Raw genomic sequence first — 19673 nt, 5'->3', positions numbered from 1 at the left:
TAACCTCTTTATACTTTTCCTGATTTTCCCAGCGCTTTCGCTACCAGTTGTTCGTAAAGTTCGGCATAGGGCTCCACCGCCTGGCACCAGTTGAATGGCGCGGACATGGCCCGGCAACGCATGGCGTTGAGCAGGCCGGGGAAGGCAAACACCTTGAAGGCACGGGCGAGGGCGGCTTCGTAACTTTCGACGGTAGATTCGTCGAACAGAAAGCCGGTCACGCCATCTTCGATGGTGTCAGCCAGGCCGCCGGTATTGCGCGCCACCGGCAGCGAACCGAAGCGCTGGGCGTACATCTGGCTCAGGCCGCAGGGCTCGTAGCGCGAGGGCATCAATAAAAAGTCGCTGCCGGCAAACATGCGGCGCGCATCGGTCTCGTTAAAGCCGATCCGCACGCCGATGCGGCCGGGGAAGCGCAGGGCCAAAGCGCGCATGGCTTGTTCTTCTTCCGGCTCGCCACGGCCGATAATGGCAATTTGCCCACCATTTTCGACAATAAAGCCGGCGACGGCTTCGGTCAGGTCCAGACCTTTTTGGTAGACCAGGCGTGACACCACGGCAAACAGCGGGCCGCTGGACGCGTCCAGGCCGAACAGCTTGCGTACGTGGCTGGCGTTGACCGCCTTGCCTTGCCAGTCGCCGATATTGAACGGGTGGTCCAGGTGTGGGTCGGTGGACGACTCCCAGCTTTCATCAATGCCGTTGGGGATGCCACTGAGCAGGCCTTGCTGGGTCTTGCTGGCAAGGAAGCCATCCAGGCCGCAGCCGAACTCGGGGGTGGTGATCTCCCGGGCGTAGGTGGCGCTGACCGTGGTGATATGGCTGGAATAGGCCATGCCGGCCTTGAGGAACGACATCTTGCCGTAGAACTCCATGCCTTCCTGTTGCAAGGCATGTTCGGGAATCCCCAGCTCCGGGCACGAGGCCAGGCTGACCACGCCCTGATAGGCCAGGTTATGGATGGTAAACAGCGTGGGGGTGCGCGAACCCCGCCAGTGCATGTAGGCCGGCGCCAGGCCGGCTGGCCAGTCGTGGGCATGCACCAGGTCCGGGCACCAGTGGATTTGCGCGAGGTTGGCGGCGATATCGGCGGCGGCCAGGCCCAGGCGGGCGAAGCGGATATGGTTGTCGGGCCAGTCGCGGCCGTTGTTGGCGCCATAGGGCGTGCCTTCACGCTCGTACAGTTCGGGGCAGATCAGCACATAGATGACCAGGCCGTCCTTGAGGTCCATGCGCCCGATCTTGCACGGTGGCAGCGCGGCATGCCCGCCCAGTTCGCCGATGATATGGATCGGGTTGTCGCTGTCCAACACCTGGCGGTAGCCCGGAATCAGCACCCGTACATCGTGCAGGTGGGCCATGGCTCGGGGCAGGGCAGCGGACACATCCCCCAGGCCGCCGGTTTTCACCAGATCAGCCAGCTCCGAGGTCACAAACAGTACTTTCTTACGATTGGGATTTTGCGACGACACCGACCGCACTGGGCCGGGAAGGTCAACCAAGGTGGTTGGTCCATCGACCGGCTGACTAAAACGCTGTCCCTGAGTTCCCGAAGCGGCACTTATCATTGTTCTCTCCCATGTGTTGGTCAACTGAGCGCCTGAGGCCCCAGCGAAAATCAACCGCGTCCTGCGGTCACGCGCACTAGCACTGCACAGACTGGCAAGGCTTATGCCAATTGCACCGAACTGATAAATAGATTGGATGGGCGGACGTCCGGCTGGCGCCGGTGGCGTGCGTCCTACCTTAAACCTGACCTACGGCAGAGTTGGAAAGTTTCGATTTATTGCGGGGGCTTTTGTTCTGATCGTGACCCATCGGTCATCAGTCTAGGACACAGCCCAGAGCCTGCAAGGGCTGTGGGAAAAATTTGTAGGACAATATCTTTTTTGCGGCGGTGTGGTGGGTGGGCATCGTATCGATGGCTGGGTGTGTAGAGGCACGAGAGGGGGACTGCTGCGCAGTCCAACGCGGGCAAGCCCGCTCGCCACAGGGGATGGGTGCCTCTTGGCGGGGCGCCGAGGCAGTGCTGCTCGATAGTGGTGCGCGGTCGTGCTTAAAGTGATTTATTAAGAGTTAATATAGTTATATATCAATGAGTTATAGGTGATATCTAATGTTTTGTATCAGTTCAGGCCGCGCCGTATCTCCCCCGCAGCCCATGCCTGGATGTCTTCAATCATCTGCCCATAGAACTGCCGGTAGTTCTGCTCGCTGACGTAGCCGACATGGGGTGTGGCCAATACATTGGGCAGATGGCGGAATTCATGGTCCGCCGGCAATGGCTCCTGCCCGAACACATCCAGCGCTGCGCCGGCCAATCGGCCATGGCGCAGTGCATCGACCAGCGCCGCTTCATCAACGATCGGTCCGCGTGCCGTGTTGACCAGGCGTGCACTGGGCTTCATCCAGGCCAGGGCCTGGGCATCCACCAGTCCACGGCTGCGCTCGCTGAGCACCAGGTGAATCGACAGCACATCGGCTTGCTCGAACAATTGGCGCTTGCTGACCCAAGTTACCCCCACGGCGGCGGCGCGTTCCGGGGTAAGGTTTTCGCTCCAGGCAATCACACGCATGCCAAACACCTGGCCAAACTGCGCCACGCGTTGGCCAATACTGCCCAGGCCGAGGATGCCCAGGGTCTTGCCATGCAGATCGCCGCCCAGCCCTTGTTGCCACTGGCCGGCGCGCAGGGCGTTGGCTTCAGCCAGCAGATTGCGCGTGGACGCCATGATCAACGCCCAGGTCAACTCCGGCGCCGCGTGCTTGTAGCTGTCGGTGCCGCACACCTGGATGCCCAGGGCCTTGGCCGCGGCCAGGTCGATGGCCGCATTGCGCATGCCGCCGGTGACCAGCAGTTTAAGCGCCGGCAACCCTTGCAACAGCGCCTGATCGAAAAGCGTGCGCTCACGCATCACGCAAATCACCTCAAACCCCTGCAAGCGGGCGATCAGGGTGGCGGTATCGGCCGGATAGTCATGCAGGAAATGCACCTGGCCGACCGTCTCCAGCACCGACCAATCCACCACGTCCCGTGCGACGTCTTGCCAATCATCTATGACTGCGATCTGTACTGACATACACACCTGCCTTGCGTTAACTGGGGATGACCGTTACACCCAATGCACAGCCATTGCCACCACCGCGTAACGGGCCGCCTTGGCCAGGCTGACGATCAATATAAAACGCCAGAGCGGCTCCCGCATCACGCCGGCCACCAGGGTCAGTGGGTCGCCGATGATCGGCAGCCAACTGAGCAGCAGTGACCAATGGCCCCAACGACGATAATGGCCGCGGGACTTTTCCAACTGTGCAGCGCTCACAGGAAACCAGCGACGGTCCTTGAACAGCTCGACCGAACGGCCCAGCAACCAATTGACCAACGAGCCCAATACGTTGCCCAGGGTCGCGATGCCGAGCAGTAGCCACAGCGAGTAGCTGCCATTGAGCAGCAGCGCCACCAGCACCGCTTCCGATTGCAGCGGTAGCAGCGTAGCCGCCCCGAAAGCGCTGAGAAACAGCCCGGCATAGCCTGCAAACATAGATCAGTGGGCCGGGTATTCGGCTACCACCACGTCTTTGCCGGCGCGGGTCAGGCCAATGACTTGATAGGCATCGCTCATGCCCTGGGTTTCCATCCCTGGCGAGCCCATGGGCATGCCTGGTGCGGCGATGCCCAACAGATCGTCGCGCTTGCGCAGGGCCAACACTTGATCAGCCGGCACATGGCCTTCGACGAACTTGCCGTCGATCACCGCGGTATGGCAGGACGCCAGGCGCGGAGCCACGCCCAGGCGCTGCTTGACCGAACTCATGTCGGCTTCCACATGATCGTTGACCTTGAACCCGTTGGCTTCGAGGTGGCTGATCCATTTTTTGCAGCAGCCGCAGTTGGCATCGCGATGCACGTCAATCGGGATCAGTTCGGCGGCCTGGGCCAGGCTGGTCATGAACAGGGCGGACAGTAAAGTCAGGCGCAGGGTGGTTTTCATAGACAGGTCCCATCGGTTACGGAGTGCGCAAAGAGCGCGCATTGTCCGCGCTTTTGCGAAGCAGGTGAGGTGGTTATGTTTCGAAATTATACGCGCACGCGACAGTCTCGGAGCTTAGCGTCCGCTGCTGTCAGCAAACTGAGAGAAAGATGACAAGTTTGTCAGCTCAGAACGATTCCAGGCGTTGCTTGAGTTGGTCCATGGCCTGGTTCGACAGCGCCACCATGCGCGCTTGCAAGGTATCGAGCTGCAGCTCGGTCTCATAGCTGAGCACCCGGGTAAACAGGGTGCCGCTGCCGCGCGTCTGGAGAAAGTAGTGAATGCTGCCATCCACGGCGAGGGAAGTGAACACGGTCTTGAACTCCCGGGGCGGCACGGCGATCTGCACCCGGTAGCTCATGGGCACTCGTACCCCCAGCAGGTCGATCATTTCGGTGAAGCGCTGGCCAACGGGCAGTGAACCGCTGGTACCGGTGTCTGCGCTCAACGAGGTGGGGTGCCATTCGTGCCAGCGGTCGGGCTGGGTCACATAGTCGTAGACGGTTTCGATAGGGGCTTGGATGTAGCGCTCCTGGCTGATCCGCTCGGCGCGGATCCGGTGATCGACGACACTCATGACACACCTCCTGTGTGGCGAGAACGGGCACTAGGAGCTAGACAGATTAGTCGGACTTACGGGCATTGCACTGGGTGATCAATCTTATAAGCAGGCTAGCCACGGGGCATCACCCGCAGAGGGACCGTCATGCACTCATTACACGGGGTAAAAAGAAATAAAAGCCAACGTTTTAGACTGTCAGATTTGACAGTTTTTAATATTCACGACTCGTTATCTAATGAGCACACAACTTATTAATCAGTCATTTGGATGGCGAGAAAATGTCTAACAGTACGCGCACAAGAGTTGTAAAAGGCAATGCCCGCTCAACCGGCACCATGCAAGCGACAGTCACCATAGACAATACGCCCGGCACAGACTTTGTTGCGGACTTTGTTTGGTATGGCCGTCTCCAGGATTCAGTTCACCTATACGGTGACCACGGGACTGCACCCAACCCCACGGCCATCGAAGCGGCTTTGCAGGCTGGCACTCCCTCCGGTAAGTATCAGCTTGGAGACGCGGAGCTGCGCGTCCTGGACTTTTACACGCTGGATTCATCCACGCCATGGATCACAAGAGAGGGCCACGTTGATGTTACGTTTTCTCCAGACGGAAAACGTGCTGAAGGAACGATGTTTATCAAGGCCATACGAGAAAGAAAAACACTGACGGCGTCTGTGAAGTTCGACATGAAAAACCTATGACAGTCTCTTGTTTGCCGATTGCTCCCCTACAAAGGGAGCAATCGTTAGTGATCAGAGCTGATAGTGCTTCAGTTCCCGTGCAATCACCATGCGCTGGATCTCACTGGTACCCTCATAAATCTGCGTAATCCGCGCATCCCGGTAGTAGCGTTCCACCGGGTAGTCTTCCAGGTAGCCATAGCCGCCATGGATCTGCATCGCCGAAGAGCAGACTTTCTCGGCCATTTCCGAAGCAAACAGCTTGGCCTGGGAGGCTTCGGACAGGCACGGCTTGCCCGCACTGCGCAACCGTGCGGCATGCAGGATCAGCAAGCGTGCGGCATTGAGGCGGGTCTGCATGTCGGCCAGCAGGTTGGCCACGCTCTGGTGCTCAATAATGGCCTTGTCGAACTGCACCCGGTCACGGGCGTAGGCCAACGCCGCTTCAAAGGCCGCGCGGGCAATGCCCAGGGCCTGGGCGGCGATACCGATGCGCCCACCCTCCAGGTTGGACAGGGCAATGGCCAGACCCTTGCCGCGTTCGCCCAGCAGGTTGGCTTCGGGCACGCTGCACTGGCTGAGGGTCACGGCGCAGGTGTCCGAGGCGCGGATGCCCATCTTGTGTTCGGTACGGTCCACGGTAAAACCTGGGGTGTCGGTGGGCACCAGGAACGCCGAAATGCCCTTTTTGCCCAACTCCGGGTCGGTCACTGCAAATACAATCGCTAATTTGGCCCGTTTGCCATTGCTGACAAACTGCTTGGCGCCGTTGATCACCCACTGACCATCACGCAATTCGGCGCGGGTGCGCAGGTTGTGGGCTTCGGAGCCGGCCTGGGGCTCGGTCAGGCAAAAGCAGCCGATGGCCTGGCCGCTGGCCAGTTCGGCCAGCCAGGTTTCTTTCTGTGCTTGTGTGCCGTAGTTGAGGATCGGCCCGCAACCCACTGAATTATGGATACTCATCAGCGCGCCTACCGCGCCGTCACCCGCAGAAATCTCCTCGACGGCCAGGGCGTAGGCCACGTAATCCACATAGGTGCCCCCCCATTCTTCCGGCACTACCATGCCCAGCAGGCCCAGTTCTCCCATCTTGGCGACCAGGCCGTCGTCGATCCAGCCGGCCTTTTCCCAGGCCTGGGCATGGGGCGCGATTTCGCCACGGGCAAAGTCGCGCGCCATGTCGCGAATCATGACTTGTTCTTCTGTAAATTCAATATCTCGCATGAGTTAGTTCCCGTTCTTCGCGAAGTCTTGGAAGAAGCTGTCGACGTGGTGCTGGTCCAATGCCGAGAGCGTTGGCGGGTTCCAGCGCGGGGCTTTGTCCTTGTCGATCAACAACGCGCGCACGCCTTCGATCAGGTCGCCCAGGGCGAACCACTGGCGGTCCAGGTGCAGTTCCAGGGCGAAGCAATCTTCCAGTGCCAGGTGGCGACCGCGTCGCAGCATCTGCAGGGTGACGGCCATGGCCAAGGGGGAGCGGGTCTGCATCAACTGCGCGGTGCTCAGCGCCCATTCATGGCTATCGGCGACGGTCACTTGTTGCAGTTGTTCGACAATGCTCGGCACATCCGGCTGGGCAAAGAAGTGGTCGATGGCCGGGCGCAGGGCGGCCAGTGGCGCATCCGGCAATTGTTGCACCGCAAGCTTGGCCAGCAAGCCTTGCAGGTCCTTGAGTGGCGAATCGTGCCATTGCAGGTGGTCGAGTTTCTGATCCAGTTCCGCCAGCCTGGCGCTGTCCAGGTACCAGTCGGCGAGCCCGCAGTACAGGGCGTCGGCGGCGCGGATTTGCACCCCGGTCACCCCCAGGTAAATCCCCAGCTCGCCAGGAATGCGCGGCAGGAAGTAGCTGCCGCCCACATCCGGGAAGTAACCGATGGCCACTTCCGGCATGGCCAGGCGGCTGCGTTCGGTGACAACCCGCAGGTCGGCCCCCTGGACCAGGCCCATGCCGCCGCCCAGGACAAAGCCGTCCATCAGGGCGAGGACCGGCTTGCGGTAATGATGAATGGCCAGGTCGAGGGCGTATTCTTCGACGAAGAAGTCTTCATGCAGGGTGTCGCCACCCTTGAAGCTGTCGTATAGCGAGCGGATATCGCCACCGGCGCAGAAGGCTTTCTCGCCGGCGCCGCGCAACACCACGGCATGCACCTGGGCATCCTCGGCCCAGGCGCGCAAACGCGCCGAAAGGCTGCGGACCATGTCCAGGGTGATGGCATTGAGGCCGGCGGGGCGGTTGAGGGTCAGGTGGCCGATATGGTTGCGTACTTCGGCCAGGACGCTGTCCTGGGAGGACTGGGTGCTGCATGTCGCCTGGGACTGAGCCTGAGCAGTCATCTGTAACTCCCTGCTTTTATTGTTCTTTATCAAAATGTTCGCGGGCGAACCATCTCCGGATCGTACCAGTGCAAATTTGCCCAGTACAAGCCGGAATCCTGCAGGTCATCTTTGCATTTATGCAGGGGGTATTCGATAAAAAACCAGGGTGGGTGCGCCTACACCCGGCTGGCCAGCACTTGGCCAATGCTGCGGCGGCGCGCATGGTCTTCGGCGATGTGGATCAGCTCTTCCAGTTCGCTGGGGGTGACGTCGAAAAACTGCTCCATTTGCGCCAACGCCTGCTCCAGGTCCACGGCGGTGATTTTGGCGTCCACCTCCCGAGCGTGCGGTTGCACCATCACCGGCACCTCGGCGGGGCCCTTGGGGTAACGGGTGCGGGTCAGGTTGTTATAGGCCAGGGCCGAGAGCAGCAGGGTGCCAGCCCCCAGCATGACCGGCCCGACTTCCTGCCAGCCCAGGGCGATGCTGGCCGGGTCGGCAAGGACCAGGGTCATGGCCAGGCCACCCGAGGGCGGGTGCAGGCAACGCAGCCAGCACATCAGCATCAACGCCATGCCCGCCGCGAGGCAGGCGCTGCCCAGGGTCCGGCCCAAGACCCGGGCTACCAGCAAGGCCACCACACTGGCGCATAGATAGCTGCCAATAATCGACCATGGCTGGGCGAGGGCCCCCGATGACACCGCAAACAACAGCACGGCAGAGGCCCCCAGCGGACCCAGCAGGTGCATGGCCACTTCCAGGCCATACACCTGGGCGCAGAGCCATACGGTAAACAGGGTGCCCAGGGCCATGCCGATGGCGGCGCGGCTCCATTCGGCGGGACGGGTATTGATAGCAGCGGGTAACCAACGAGCGAGCATTGCGGGGCAGTCCAATCTTCAAAGGCGAGCAGGAAATAATGCGGGATCAGGCAAAAAGAAGGGCTTTGCGGTTTCCCGCAAAGCCCAACGAAAGTTCCAACATTTGGGGGAGGAACCGGCGCAGTGTGCCGATCAATCAAAACCCTCGCCAATGCATATTAATGCAGGTTAAGTGCAGTATTTTTGCATCAACACCGCTCATACCCCAGGCTGACCTTGCCCAGCACCCGCTCGTGGTTCTCGGCATTGATCAACGACTTCTGCACACTTTCCCGCAGCCGTGGGTCATTGGCCAGCGGCCCCTTGAGCGCGACCAGGGCGTCGCGCAGCTCCATCAGCCGATCAAGGGTGGGCATGGGGATATAGCCGACATGTACCTGCTCAATAGGCAATTGCTCTTTAACCATGGCGGCGATCCTCTGAGGCGTCTTTTGAACGTTTGGCGGTAACTATGCAGCACAGATGTAAAACCAGTTTAGCGCCGGGGTTATGGGGCTGATAGGGGCGCTGGTACCGGCATTTACGGATACAAACGTAGGAGCTTTCTTGATAGTGCGTGTGGCGCTTATGACCACCCCACAGGGCTTTAAATGCCTGCTATGGCCCAGCCCGCTCCAGACGCAGCAGCACATAGGTGTTTTTATCGAATGACCCCGTCAGTACCGGCGTCAACCCGCGCCAGCGTGGTTCATCGAGGCGCTGGAAATCAGCCTGGTCCATCACCAGCCACGCCGGCGTCGGCAACGAGGCCAGGTCGGCAGGTGCCTGGGTAAACAGCGGCACCCGGTCACATTCCACATTGACCATGAACTTAATGGCCTTGGCGTCTTTACCCAAGCCATGCAATACCAGCGGCGCCGGGTCCTGCTGGATCAGCGCATGGGCCTCGCGGGCAAAGGTGCGGGTGTCGTAGAGGCGGCGCTCCACGGGTTCGACCACCAGGATGTACAGGCCCCATACCGCCAGCACCGCGCAAAACGCCGGCCCCACCGGGCGCCAGCGCCACTTGAGGAGCATCCCCACACTCAGGAGCTGCAAGCCAATCAACAGGCCCAACACGCCCTGGAAATGCTCCAGCTGCGCAGCAAAGCGCTGGCGCGCCACCAGCAGCGCGCCGATTAACAGCCCCGGGGTCAGCGCCCACAGCCCCAGCATCAAGCCCCGCAGCCCCTTGAACAGCCGCCCGTCCACCCTGTGGAACGGGTACGCGGCGATAATCGCCACCATCGGCATCATCGGTAACACATAGCGGGCTTTTTTCGCCTCGGGGATCGACAGGCCAAGCAGCACGATCAAACCCGCAGCCGTGCACCCCAGCAACAACTGCCATGCGCTATCAGCGGTGCGCCGGGCACTGAACAGCACCGCCAGTAGCACCAGCAGGGCCAACGGGTAGGCCGGGGCGTAGTTGCCCAGGGAGCTGCTGAAGTAATACCAGACGCTGCTGGAGCCTTCGCGGCCGTCCATGCGCCCGAGGAACTGCATGCGGATCACGTCCTGCATAAAGCTTTCGCCACCACTGACCTTGGCCAGCAACAGCAGCAAGCCGACACACGCCAGCAGCAGCGCCAAGGCCAGCACGCCGAAGCTGAACAACCGGCGCCACTGACGGTTGAGCAGGTAATAGCTGCACAACACCCCGGTGGGGATGACCAGGCCGATGGGCCCGCGAATCGCAAAGCCGAGCAATAACAGGAGCAATAGCCAGGGCAGGCGCCGAGGGCTGGCGAAGTGATCGTGGGCGTAGCCCAGGTAAAACAGCGCCAGGGTCACCGCCGCCAGCATCTGATCCAGGGAAACCGCGCGGGTCTCGCTGATAAATGTGCTGCTGAGCAACAACAACGCGATGCTCAGCAGCGCCCAGCGCTGGGAGTAGGGCGCGGTCAGGCGGTAGACCAGGGCGACGATGACCGCCGAGGCAACGGCGGTCGGCAGCCAGGCACTGAAGCTGGTGACCCGCCCCAGGGGCAGCGACAACAGCCAGGTCAGCAGGGTTGAGGTCGACAGGTAATCGGCATACGGCTGGCCATAGGTGGTGGGGAAAAACCCCGGCCCGTGGCGCAACATCTCCTGGGCGAACAGCACAAAGCGCGAGTCAAAACCGATAATTGCCTGGTCCCAGTTGCCGGCGACAAACAGCAGCAGCGCCAGGAGCCCGACGCCCCAGGATTGGCGGTGCAGGGCCGGGCTGGCTAGCTTGTCCACGCCTCAGGCCTCCAGCAGCCGGGGTACCCACTGTTGCTGGGGGATCGGCAAGTCGCAGGACTGCCCACGCCCTATCGGGAAGTAGTGGAAGCCCTTGCGCGCCAGGCGCTCGGCGTCATACAGGTTGCGCCCGTCAAAGATCACCGGCGCCTTGAGGCGTGCGTGCAGCAGGTCGAAATCCGGGGCTTTGAACTGCTGCCACTCAGTGCAGATGATCAAGGCATCGGCGCCGCCCAGGGTCGATTCCGGGGTGCCCATCAGCATCAGGCGCGGGTCATCGCCGTACAGCTTCTGGGTTTCCTGCATGGCCTCAGGGTCGAAGGCCCGCACGTTGGCCCCGGCGGCCCACAGCGATTCCATCAGCACCCGGCTGGGGGCGTCGCGCATGTCATCGGTGTTGGGCTTGAACGCCAGGCCCCACAAGGCGAAGGTCTTGCCACGCAGTTCGCCTTTGTAGAACGCCCGGATCCGCTCGAACAGTTTGCTTTTCTGCCGCTGGTTGATGGCTTCCACCGCTTCGAGCAGGTCACTGGAGCAATTGGCTTGGCGAGCGCTGTGGATCAGCGCGCGCATGTCCTTGGGGAAGCACGAGCCGCCGTAGCCGCAGCCCGGGTAGATGAAGTGGTAGCCGATCCGCGAGTCGGCGCCGATGCCCAGGCGCACCGATTCGATATCGGCCCCCAGGTGCTCGGCCAGCTCGGCGATCTGGTTGATAAAGCTGATCTTGGTCGCCAGCATGCAGTTGGCGGCGTACTTGGTCAGCTCGGCGCTGCGCACATCCATAAAGATAATGCGGTCGTGGTTGCGATTGAACGGCGCGTACAGGTCGCGCATCACCTCACGCACTTCTTCGCGCTCGCAACCGATGATGATCCGGTCGGGGCGTCGGCAGTCGGCCACCGCAGAGCCTTCCTTGAGGAATTCCGGGTTGGAGACAATATCGAACACCAGGCTGCGACCGGCCAGGGCCTTGTCGATATGGGCGCGCAGGGTGTCGCCGGTGCCCACCGGGACCGTGGATTTTTCCACCAGGATAACCGGCTCGACGCGATGACGGGCCACCGCATCGCCCACCGACAGCACATACTTCAAGTCCGCCGAGCCGTCTTCGTCAGAAGGCGTGCCAACCGCGATAAACAACACTTCGCCATGCTCGACCGCGAGTTTTTCCTGGCTGGTAAAGGTCAACCGGCCGTTTTCCAGGTTTTCCCGGACCAGGCTGGCAAGCCCCGGCTCGAAAATGCTCACATGGCCCTGTTGCAGCAGGCGCACCTTGTTTTCGTCAACGTCCATGCAGATCACATCGTGACCGACCTCGGCCAATACGGTGGCCTGTACCAGGCCAACGTAACCACTACCAAATACGCTGATTTTCATGGGGTATTCCTGGGGCTTGTGTTGCCGATACGACGGGAGTTGATGGTCAGCACACCCAGGATGACCAGAGCCACCCCCAAGGTCCGTGACAGGGAAAAGGGTTCGTTGAAGCCCGGCAAGCTGGCCGCCAGCAGGTACACCAGGACGTAGCTGATACTCAGCAACGAATAGGCGCGACCCAGGGGCAGGTGCTGCAGCGCGCCGAGCCAGCACAGCATCGACAGGGCGTAGGCCACGATGGCCAGGGCGACCACGCCCAAGGCCACGGGATCAACCATGGGCACGGCGAGCCACTCCGCCGGCAATGGCAGGCGCGTCATGCTCCAGCGCATGCCCAACTGGGCCGCGCTGACCAGTACCACGCTGGATAACGCCAGGGTGAAACCGCGCAACCGGCTCATACCTGGCCTCCCAGCAGCAGCACGCCGGCCATCACCAGGGCCACGCCCACCCAGTGGCGGCGATCCACCGGCTCATGGAACACAAAGCGCGCCACCAGGGTGATCAATACAAAATTCAGGCTGAGCATCGGGTAGGCAATCCCCACTTCCAGGCGTTGCAGCACCAGCAGCCACACCAGCAGGCCCAGGCCCAGGCACAGCAGGGCCGACCAGAGCCAGGGCGAGCGCAGCTTCAAGGCCCAGCCCGCAGGCTGGCCGCGCCAGCCTTCCACGGCATACTTTTGCGCGATCTGGCCCATGCAGGTCAGCAGGCACGCGGCCAGGAGCAGCAGCAGGGTGATCAAGGCGCCACCTGCGGGAACAGCAGAATCACCATATTGCCTTGCTCGTAGCGCTTGCCGTCTGCGGGCAGCAATGCCAGTTCGCGTTGCTCAGATGCGCCCTTCACGCGCATTACCACGCCCACCGAACCCTGTTTGCGCGCGTCGCCCAGCCACTGCTGGACGCTTGCGAGGTCGACCCGGCGGGCGCTGCTGTCGGCATAGGCCAGGCCGTATTTGACTTCGCCGATGGTGTTGTACAGCGCCACGTCCGGGCGCTTGAGCCGCCACGCCAGGGCCGAGGCTGCGCCCAGGTCGTTGCTCAGCAGGCGCTGGGTAGCCGCCAGTTCTACGGCGTGGTCGATAATGAACTGGTCCGGAGTCTTGTTATTGACCACCGAGTGCGGCAACGCCGCCGGCACCAGGGCCACCAGTAACCAACTGCCCAGTGCCGGCGCCGCCCACAAACGCAACGGGCGTACCGCCTGCAGCAGGTTGGCGATGATCCAGCCCAGCAGCACGCTGAACACCAGCACCAGGCTCAGCAGTTCCTGCTGCGGGGCATAAATCGGCTTCTTCAACTGGAAGTACACGATTGCCAGCAGGCCCAGCACCCCGATAATCAGATTGAGCCAGCCATTGACTTGCAGCACCCGGCCACGGGCCTGGGCCAGCTTGTCGGTCAGGGTATGGCCCATCAGCAATGCCAAAGGCAGCAGGCACGGCAGGATATAGGCCGGCAGCTTGCCCTTGCTCAGGCTGAAAAACGCCAGGGGCATCAGCAGCCACAACAACAGGAAACCGATCTTGTGCGTGCGTTTTTCCTGCCACGCCTGTTTCAGGGTGGAGGGCAGCAGGGCCAGCCACGGCAAGCTGAACGCGGCCAGCAACGGCAGGTAGTACCACCAGGCTTCTTCGTGCTGGGCATCTTCACCGGCAAAACGCTGGATGTGTTCGTGCCAGAAGAAGAAGTTCCAGTAGTCGGGCTCCTGGGCATGCACCATCAGCGCCCAGGGCAGGCTGACCGCAATCGCCACCGCCACGGCAACCAGGCCATAGGCCAACAGCTCACGCAAACGCTTTTGCCAGACCATATAGGGCAGGGCGATCAATACCGGCAGCAGCCACGCCAGAAAACCCTTGGTCATGAAGCCCATGGCGCAAGCAAACCCCAGCAAGGCCCAGGCCGCCAGGCGGGCGCGTCGGGTCTGGCTGTCGATACATAGCCACAAGGCCACGCCGCTGAGGTTGACCCAGAAACTGAACTGCGGGTCGAGGTTGGCGTAGCCACCGGACATCGCCACGCTGATAAAACTCATGTACAGCACGCTGCTGACCAGGCTCTTGCGCGGATCGTTCCACAGGCGCCGGGCCATGAAGTACACCAGCAATATGCTCAAGCCCGTGGCCAGCGCAGAGGCTACGCGCACGCCGAACAGGTTCTGCCCGAACAGCGCCTGGCCGAGGGCGATCATCCAGTAGCCGGCCGCCGGTTTTTCGAAATAACGGATGCCCATAAAGTGCGGCGACGCCCATTTGCCGGTCAGCAGCATTTCCTGGCTGATCTGCGCATAGCGGGTTTCGTCCGGGATCCACAGGCCATGGGTGACCATCGGCAACAGATAGCACAGGCCGAAGACCAACAGGAGCAGGGGCAGGGCCCAACGTCGGATCATGCCTGTTGCACTCCCAGCCAGCCTTCGCGGCCGCCGAGTACGCCGCGTGTCAGATGCGCCAGGGGCAGGCTGGCCGGATCGGCCGGCAGCAGGTTGCCCAAGGGTTGGAACTGGATGCCGCGCTGTCCTGCCTGGGCGAGCAGCTGGCGAAATTCATTGGCCATCAGAATCCCTTCTACTTCTGCGTGGATCGTATAGACGTTGAGTGTCGATTCGGTGAACCGATCAAGAATGAAGCGATTGAAGTCCTTGGCCGCGACCTGTGGCCCGACCACCTCGTCGAAGGTCGGCAAGTCCACCGGGACCTGTGGCGTGCCAGCGCTGCCATCGGCGAGGACCGGGCGGAACAGGCTGGTGCCACGACAATCGCTGTTGTAGCGCAAGCCAAAGCCTTGCTTGGCCTGCACCACACGCTCATCGGCCCGCCAGCCGGCGGCGGCAGAACACTGCACCGGGGCGCCGAGGATATCGCCCAGGGTGTCGAGCCCACGGCGTACCTGCTCCACCAACTGCGTATCGCTCCAGCGCCCGGCATTGGCTTGCCAGCCATGGTGATCCCAGGCGTGCAGGCCCACTTCGTGCCCGGCGGCCTTGGCCTGGCGCATCAGGTGCCCGAGGTCGCGGCCAATCGGCTTGCCCGGCCAGGCAGTGCCGGCCAGCAGAATGTCCCAGCCATACAGCCCGGCAGCGTTGGAGCGCAGCATCTTCCACAGGAACTGCGGGCGGATCAGGCGCCACAAGTGGCGGCCCATGTTGTCCGGGCCGACACTGAAGAAGAACGTCGCCTTGATGCCGGCCTCATCCAGCAACTCCAGCAACCGTGGCACGCCATCACGGGTGCCGCGGTAGGTGTCGACGTCGATGCGCAGACCTGCCTTCATTATTTGCCTGCTTCGCTGGACTGGGCGATTTCCAGCATTGCTTCACGCAGGAAGAAGTCCAGGGTGTTGCCGATGGTTTCGCTCATCGCCACGCTCGGCTCCCAGTTCAACAGGCGCTTGGCGTTGGCAATGCTCGGCTTGCGGTGCGCCACATCCTGATAACCGGCGCCGTAGAACGCCTTGCTTTCCACTTCGCGAAAGCCCGCGAATGGCGGGAAGTTACCGCGCAACGGGTGGGCCTCGAACTGACGCAGCAGTTCTTCGCCCAACTGGCGGATGCTGGCTTCGTTGTCCGGGTTGCCGATATTGATGATCTGGCCGTTGCACGCGTCGTTATCGTTGTCGATGATCCGCGCCAGGGCCTCGATGCCGTCGGCAATGTCGGTGAAGCAGCGCTTCTGCTCGCCGCCGTCAAACAGGCGGATCGGCGTGCCTTCCACCAGGTTGAGGATCAACTGGGTAATGGCCCGGGAGCTGCCGATGCGTGCCGAGTCCAGGCGATCCAGGCGCGGGCCCATCCAGTTGAATGGGCGGAACAGGGTAAAATTCAGACCCTTGGCGCCATAGGCCCAGATCACCCGGTCCAGCAACTGCTTGGAGACCGAGTAGATCCAGCGCTGTTTGTTGATCGGGCCGACCACCAGGTTGGAGGTGTCTTCGTCGAAGTTCTGGTCCTGGCACATGCCATAGACTTCAGAGGTCGACGGGAAAATCACGCGTTTGTTGTACTTGACGCAGTAGCGCACCAGCTTGAGGTTTTCTTCGAAGTCCAGCTCGAACACGCGCAGCGGGTTGCGGGTGTATTCGATTGGCGTGGCGATGGCCACCAGCGGCAGGACCACGTCGCATTTCTTGATGTGGTACTCGATCCACTCGGAGTGAATGCTGATATCGCCTTCCACATAATGGAAGTTGGGGTGGCTGCGCAGGCGCTCGATGGCGTCGGAGCCGATATCCAGGCCGTAGACTTCGTAGCGATCGTCGCGCAACAGGCGCTCGGACAGGTGGTTGCCGATAAAGCCGTTGACCCCCAGGATCAGCACGCGGGTACGCCGTGGTTTACCGCCCGATTCGGCACCGCGCAGGATCGAGCCATCCACCAGGCCCAGCTCATCGGCCAGGGCCGGGCCGGTCAGGTACAGGCCATGGTCATTGCGCTGGCCGAAGTGGATGACCAGAGAGTCTTCACCGCAGGCAATGCGCAGCGGGTTGACGCTGATCACACGGCCGGGCGCCTGGCCTTCGTTGCCCTTGAGTACTTCGGCTTGCCATACGATCAGCTTGTGTTCGCCCACGGCACAGAAGGCGCCAGGGTACGGCTGGGTCACGGCCCGCACCAGGTTGAACAGCTGTTCTGCAGGTTTGCTCCAGACGAGCTTGCCGTCCGCCGGGGTACGGCGGCCAAAGCAGGTGGCCTGGCTTTCGTCCTGGGCGGTTTCGCTCAACGTGCCCTTGGCCAGTTGCGGCAGCGCGTCACGCAGCAACTGGGTGGCCGCCTCGCGCAGCTTGGCGTGGAGTGTCAGGCCGGTGTCGCTGCGTTCGATCATGACTTTTTGCTGGGCGAGAATCGCGCCGGCGTCGGCACGCTTGACCATACGGTGCAGGGTCACGCCGGTTTCGGTTTCGCCGTTGACCAGCACCCAGTTGGCCGGCGCGCGGCCACGGTATTTGGGCAGCAGCGAACCGTGCAGGTTGAACGCGCCCTGGCGCGCGGTGGCCAACAACGCCTCGCCCAGCAGGTTGCGGTAGTAGAACGAGAAGATGAAGTCCGGGTTCAGCTTGGCCACACGCTCGACCCACAGCGGGTGGTTGGCGTCTTCCGGCGCGTGCACCGGGATGCCGTGGCGGGCGCACAGCTGGGCGACCGAGCCGTAGAAGGTGTTTTCCTTGGGGTCATCGGCATGGGTGAACACGGCAGCAATCTGGTAGCCCGTAGCGAGCAGGGCTTCGATGCCTGCACAGCCAATGTCGTGGTAAGCAAAAACAACAGCTTTAGAACTCATGACGAAACCTGACTGGAAGAGGAAGTGGACGATTGGGAAGAGGGCAGGCCATCGACGATGACCGCTGGCGCTGGGGCTGTCGGCTCGTTGCGCAGCACCTTTTCAATAAAAAAGCGGGGGCGGGCACGCACATCGCTGTACATCCGCCCGAGGTATTCGCCCAACAGGCCCATGCCGATGAACTGCCCGCCAGTAAACACAAACAGCACGGCGAACAGTACGAACAGGCCATCGCCGGCCCAATCGGCACCAAAGGCCAGGCGCAGCACGATCAAGGCAAAGGCAAACAGCATGCCCAGGGCTGCCAGGCTGAAGCCGACGATGGACAGCAGACGCAGAGGGGTGGTGGTCATGCAGGTCAACAAGTCGAACATCAGGCTGATCAGGCGCATGGCGCTGTATTTGGACTCGCCGTGTTCGCGCTCGGCGTGGTGCACCAGAATCTCCGTGGTATGGCGCGCAAAGCCGTTGGCCAGGATCGGGATAAAGGTGCTGCGCTCACGGCAGGCGAGCATGGCATCGACGATGGTGCGCCGGTAAGCGCGCAGCATGCAGCCATAGTCGGTCATGGCCACGCCGGTGGAGCGCTGTACGGCCAGGTTGATCAGGCGCGAAGGCCAGCGGCGAAAGGCCGAGTCCTGGCGGTTGTTACGCACGGTGGCGACCACGTCGTAGCCCAGGGCGGCTTGCTCGACCAGGCGTGGAATCTCTTCGGGCGGGTTTTGCAGGTCGGCATCGAGGGTAATCACCACCTCGCCCCGGCATTGTTCGAAACCGGCCATGATTGCCGCGTGCTGGCCGTAGTTACGGTTGAGGATCACGGCCACCACATGGCTGCCGGCCTCGCTTGCCGCGTCTTCGAGCAGTTGGGCGGAACTGTCGCGGCTGCCGTCGTCTACCAGGATGATTTCATACTCATAGGCCAACTGCTCGCACGCCGCACGGGTACGGCGCAGCAGTTCGGGCAGGCTCTGTTCTTCGTTGTAGACCGGGATAACGATCGACACGCAATGAATAGGGTAGGGTTTCAAAGATTCATGACCTCGGATTAGAGCAACTTTGAGCGTAGAGATGACAACAAACATGGGATTAAAGTGCAGGCGACTCAATAAAAAATGGCCGATAGCATACCCATCCTGAGTAAAGCCCATTACGGCCAAAGATAAAGCATTATCAAGGGGTTAGTCAGCAAAGCAGGGCATTCCCTCAAGTATTGCGGCCAAGATTAAGCGCAAATTTGTCCAGCGAATATGAAAGGCGGATGAAAAACTCGTTTATTTGGTGGGCAGACAGCTAGTGTTCAGCTAGACAATAAGGAACGCAGACAAACGATAACTGTTTGCGCTGTAGTCATTATCTGTAAGTGCTTTAGTGCGTATTCACGCTGAATCACCCCGTTTGTTAATCCGTGGCGCCTGAAGAATCTTCTCTGCAACCCTCTGCAAGTCCCGGTAAAGTAAGCGATCTCTTGCCTGGGTAGTCGGATGAACAGCGTGCAGATACGGCCAGTCTTGATGATGTTGTGGATGACGCTAGGCGCGGCCCATGCCGCCCGGGCGGAAGAGGGGCTGAGCCTGACGCCGGTCGCTCAGGTTCCCGCCGGGGTCGAAGTCAGGGGCCGGCAGGTCGCCGCGTATAGCTGGGATGACCGGCAGGGCCACAACCTGTTGGTGTTGGCCGAGCAGGAAGCCGGCGAGCGCGATGACGACGGCACACAATCGGCGGCGATCTATGCTGCGCAGTACCTGCTGGAGGGTGACCGGCCCAAGCGTCTGTGGATGCTGCATGACGATGTGCAGCGTTGCGAATTCGACGCCGGCCTGCATTTCGATAGCGCCGCGACTCACGTCACCGACCTGCTGGGGGATGGCCCCAGCCAAGTGACCGTGGGCTATTCGCGCACCTGCACCAGTGATGTCAGCCCCCGTGAATTCAAGCTGATCATGCATATCGGCAAATCACACAAATACGGACTGCGCGGGGTTGACCGCTATGGCGCCAGTTGGTGGGACGAGGAAGCCGGCGCCCTGCGCGGCATGCCGCTGCCCACCGATTGCAGTGTTGCCGGGCAGCAGGCATTGCTCAGTCAATACCAGGAGCAGGGCACCGACCTGCCATTGCCAGGCTGCTACAACGACGAGCAGGACTTCGCCAAGGCGCCCACCAAGCTGTTGGCTTTCATGCGTCAGCAATGGTTTGCGTTGATGCAAAAACAGAACGCCGACTGGAGCCAGCAGCAAAGCCCGGCACCCGCCGAGGATGAGCCCTAGTTTGGTATGCAGCGCCGACCTGGGTTAGACTCGGCGCTCGCCAAACCACTAAATACTGAGATTAAAC

At 61.5% G+C, this 19673-nt stretch carries 19 protein-coding genes; 2 read left to right on the top strand and 17 right to left on the bottom strand.

Annotated elements, in window-relative coordinates:
- Positions 1-8: 8 nt before the first annotated feature.
- The 5 genes from glgA to HBR93_RS10975 form a co-directional block, all read right to left on the bottom strand.
- Positions 9-1568, bottom strand: a complete 1560-nt coding sequence (glgA, locus tag HBR93_RS10995; RefSeq protein WP_057436591.1) for a glycogen synthase GlgA — start codon at positions 1566-1568, stop codon at positions 9-11.
- Positions 1569-2126: 558 nt separating this feature from the next.
- Positions 2127-3080 (bottom strand): D-2-hydroxyacid dehydrogenase family protein, encoded by a 954-nt coding sequence (locus tag HBR93_RS10990; protein ID WP_115128244.1) that lies wholly within the window; start codon positions 3078-3080, stop codon positions 2127-2129.
- Positions 3081-3113: 33 nt separating this feature from the next.
- Positions 3114-3542 carry a YqaA family protein gene (locus HBR93_RS10985; protein ID WP_057436587.1) on the bottom strand — a complete coding sequence of 143 codons (429 nt, stop codon included), beginning with the start codon at positions 3540-3542 and terminating at the stop codon, positions 3114-3116.
- A gap of 3 nt (positions 3543-3545) precedes the next feature.
- The gene (locus tag HBR93_RS10980) at positions 3546-3992 is read right to left on the bottom strand and encodes a DUF411 domain-containing protein (protein ID WP_057959482.1); all 447 of its coding nucleotides are present in this window, start codon (positions 3990-3992) and stop codon (positions 3546-3548) included.
- Between the two features lie 166 nt (positions 3993-4158).
- Positions 4159-4608 carry an SRPBCC family protein gene (locus HBR93_RS10975; protein ID WP_057436584.1) on the bottom strand — a complete coding sequence of 150 codons (450 nt, stop codon included), beginning with the start codon at positions 4606-4608 and terminating at the stop codon, positions 4159-4161.
- Positions 4609-4871: 263 nt separating this feature from the next.
- Here HBR93_RS10975 and HBR93_RS10970 point away from each other — a divergent pair, with 263 nt between their 5' ends.
- The gene (locus HBR93_RS10970) at positions 4872-5297 is read left to right on the top strand and encodes a hypothetical protein (RefSeq protein ID WP_169960327.1); all 426 of its coding nucleotides are present in this window, start codon (positions 4872-4874) and stop codon (positions 5295-5297) included.
- Between the two features lie 51 nt (positions 5298-5348).
- Here the strand turns inward: HBR93_RS10970 and HBR93_RS10965 are convergent, their stop codons facing one another.
- From HBR93_RS10965 to arnC, 12 genes are all read right to left on the bottom strand, one after another.
- A complete protein-coding gene (locus HBR93_RS10965; RefSeq protein ID WP_169960326.1) occupies positions 5349-6500 on the bottom strand; it encodes an acyl-CoA dehydrogenase family protein in 1152 nt (383 codons plus the stop codon).
- 3 nt (positions 6501-6503) lie between these two features.
- Positions 6504-7610, bottom strand: a complete 1107-nt coding sequence (locus HBR93_RS10960) for an enoyl-CoA hydratase/isomerase family protein (RefSeq protein ID WP_169960325.1) — start codon at positions 7608-7610, stop codon at positions 6504-6506.
- A 158-nt stretch (positions 7611-7768) separates the two neighbouring features.
- On the bottom strand, positions 7769-8473 hold the full coding sequence (locus HBR93_RS10955) for an HPP family protein (RefSeq protein ID WP_115128242.1): 705 nt from the start codon (positions 8471-8473) through the stop codon (positions 7769-7771).
- 188 nt (positions 8474-8661) lie between these two features.
- Positions 8662-8880: a type VI secretion system contractile sheath small subunit gene (locus tag HBR93_RS10950; protein WP_057436575.1), complete on the bottom strand. Its 219-nt coding sequence runs from the start codon at positions 8878-8880 to the stop codon at positions 8662-8664.
- A 190-nt stretch (positions 8881-9070) separates the two neighbouring features.
- Positions 9071-10678: a glycosyltransferase family 39 protein gene (locus tag HBR93_RS10945; RefSeq protein ID WP_115128241.1), complete on the bottom strand. Its 1608-nt coding sequence runs from the start codon at positions 10676-10678 to the stop codon at positions 9071-9073.
- A 3-nt stretch (positions 10679-10681) separates the two neighbouring features.
- The gene (locus HBR93_RS10940) at positions 10682-12055 is read right to left on the bottom strand and encodes a UDP-glucose/GDP-mannose dehydrogenase family protein (protein WP_057436571.1); all 1374 of its coding nucleotides are present in this window, start codon (positions 12053-12055) and stop codon (positions 10682-10684) included.
- Complete coding sequence (arnF, locus tag HBR93_RS10935) at positions 12052-12456, bottom strand: 4-amino-4-deoxy-L-arabinose-phosphoundecaprenol flippase subunit ArnF (RefSeq protein WP_169960324.1); 405 nt, start codon at positions 12454-12456, stop codon at positions 12052-12054. The genes HBR93_RS10940 and arnF overlap by 4 nt, the downstream gene beginning before the upstream one ends.
- The gene (gene arnE, locus HBR93_RS10930; RefSeq protein WP_057959490.1) at positions 12453-12800 is read right to left on the bottom strand and encodes a 4-amino-4-deoxy-L-arabinose-phosphoundecaprenol flippase subunit ArnE; all 348 of its coding nucleotides are present in this window, start codon (positions 12798-12800) and stop codon (positions 12453-12455) included. The genes arnF and arnE overlap by 4 nt, the downstream gene beginning before the upstream one ends.
- Positions 12797-14452: a lipid IV(A) 4-amino-4-deoxy-L-arabinosyltransferase gene (gene arnT / locus HBR93_RS10925; protein WP_169960323.1), complete on the bottom strand. Its 1656-nt coding sequence runs from the start codon at positions 14450-14452 to the stop codon at positions 12797-12799. Before arnT ends, arnE begins: the two co-directional genes overlap by 4 nt.
- Positions 14449-15336 carry a 4-deoxy-4-formamido-L-arabinose-phosphoundecaprenol deformylase gene (arnD, locus tag HBR93_RS10920; protein WP_162947795.1) on the bottom strand — a complete coding sequence of 296 codons (888 nt, stop codon included), beginning with the start codon at positions 15334-15336 and terminating at the stop codon, positions 14449-14451. The genes arnT and arnD overlap by 4 nt, the downstream gene beginning before the upstream one ends.
- Positions 15333-17336: a bifunctional UDP-4-amino-4-deoxy-L-arabinose formyltransferase/UDP-glucuronic acid oxidase ArnA gene (gene arnA / locus HBR93_RS10915; RefSeq protein WP_120733132.1), complete on the bottom strand. Its 2004-nt coding sequence runs from the start codon at positions 17334-17336 to the stop codon at positions 15333-15335. Before arnA ends, arnD begins: the two co-directional genes overlap by 4 nt.
- Entirely contained in the window at positions 17333-18367 is a 1035-nt protein-coding gene (gene arnC, locus HBR93_RS10910) for an undecaprenyl-phosphate 4-deoxy-4-formamido-L-arabinose transferase (protein WP_057436554.1), read from the bottom strand. Before arnC ends, arnA begins: the two co-directional genes overlap by 4 nt.
- Before the next feature lie 453 nt (positions 18368-18820).
- Here arnC and HBR93_RS10905 point away from each other — a divergent pair, with 453 nt between their 5' ends.
- A complete protein-coding gene (locus HBR93_RS10905; protein ID WP_169960322.1) occupies positions 18821-19606 on the top strand; it encodes a hypothetical protein in 786 nt (261 codons plus the stop codon).
- Positions 19607-19673 lie beyond the last annotated feature (67 nt).

It is taken from the genome of Pseudomonas sp. WS 5411, assembly GCF_012985595.1.
Lineage (GTDB): Bacteria > Pseudomonadota > Gammaproteobacteria > Pseudomonadales > Pseudomonadaceae > Aquipseudomonas > Aquipseudomonas shahriarae.
The sequence above is the reverse complement of the archived record's forward strand: the minus strand, read 5'-3'. Positions and strand labels throughout refer to the sequence as shown.

What these genes read in the sequence shown, in the direction of transcription:
- glgA (WP_057436591.1), bottom strand. Translation starts at nt 1,568, where the DNA reads ATGATAAGTGCCGCTTCGGGAACTCAGGGACAGCGTTTTAGTCAGCCG.
- HBR93_RS10990 (WP_115128244.1), bottom strand. Translation starts at nt 3,080, where the DNA reads ATGTCAGTACAGATCGCAGTCATAGATGATTGGCAAGACGTCGCACGG.
- HBR93_RS10985 (WP_057436587.1), bottom strand. Translation starts at nt 3,542, where the DNA reads ATGTTTGCAGGCTATGCCGGGCTGTTTCTCAGCGCTTTCGGGGCGGCT.
- HBR93_RS10980 (WP_057959482.1), bottom strand. Translation starts at nt 3,992, where the DNA reads ATGAAAACCACCCTGCGCCTGACTTTACTGTCCGCCCTGTTCATGACC.
- HBR93_RS10975 (WP_057436584.1), bottom strand. Translation starts at nt 4,608, where the DNA reads ATGAGTGTCGTCGATCACCGGATCCGCGCCGAGCGGATCAGCCAGGAG.
- HBR93_RS10970 (WP_169960327.1), top strand. Translation starts at nt 4,872, where the DNA reads ATGTCTAACAGTACGCGCACAAGAGTTGTAAAAGGCAATGCCCGCTCA.
- HBR93_RS10965 (WP_169960326.1), bottom strand. Translation starts at nt 6,500, where the DNA reads ATGCGAGATATTGAATTTACAGAAGAACAAGTCATGATTCGCGACATG.
- HBR93_RS10960 (WP_169960325.1), bottom strand. Translation starts at nt 7,610, where the DNA reads ATGACTGCTCAGGCTCAGTCCCAGGCGACATGCAGCACCCAGTCCTCC.
- HBR93_RS10955 (WP_115128242.1), bottom strand. Translation starts at nt 8,473, where the DNA reads ATGCTCGCTCGTTGGTTACCCGCTGCTATCAATACCCGTCCCGCCGAA.
- HBR93_RS10950 (WP_057436575.1), bottom strand. Translation starts at nt 8,880, where the DNA reads ATGGTTAAAGAGCAATTGCCTATTGAGCAGGTACATGTCGGCTATATC.
- HBR93_RS10940 (WP_057436571.1), bottom strand. Translation starts at nt 12,055, where the DNA reads ATGAAAATCAGCGTATTTGGTAGTGGTTACGTTGGCCTGGTACAGGCC.
- arnF (WP_169960324.1), bottom strand. Translation starts at nt 12,456, where the DNA reads ATGAGCCGGTTGCGCGGTTTCACCCTGGCGTTATCCAGCGTGGTACTG.
- arnT (WP_169960323.1), bottom strand. Translation starts at nt 14,452, where the DNA reads ATGATCCGACGTTGGGCCCTGCCCCTGCTCCTGTTGGTCTTCGGCCTG.
- arnA (WP_120733132.1), bottom strand. Translation starts at nt 17,336, where the DNA reads ATGAGTTCTAAAGCTGTTGTTTTTGCTTACCACGACATTGGCTGTGCA.
- HBR93_RS10905 (WP_169960322.1), top strand. Translation starts at nt 18,821, where the DNA reads ATGAACAGCGTGCAGATACGGCCAGTCTTGATGATGTTGTGGATGACG.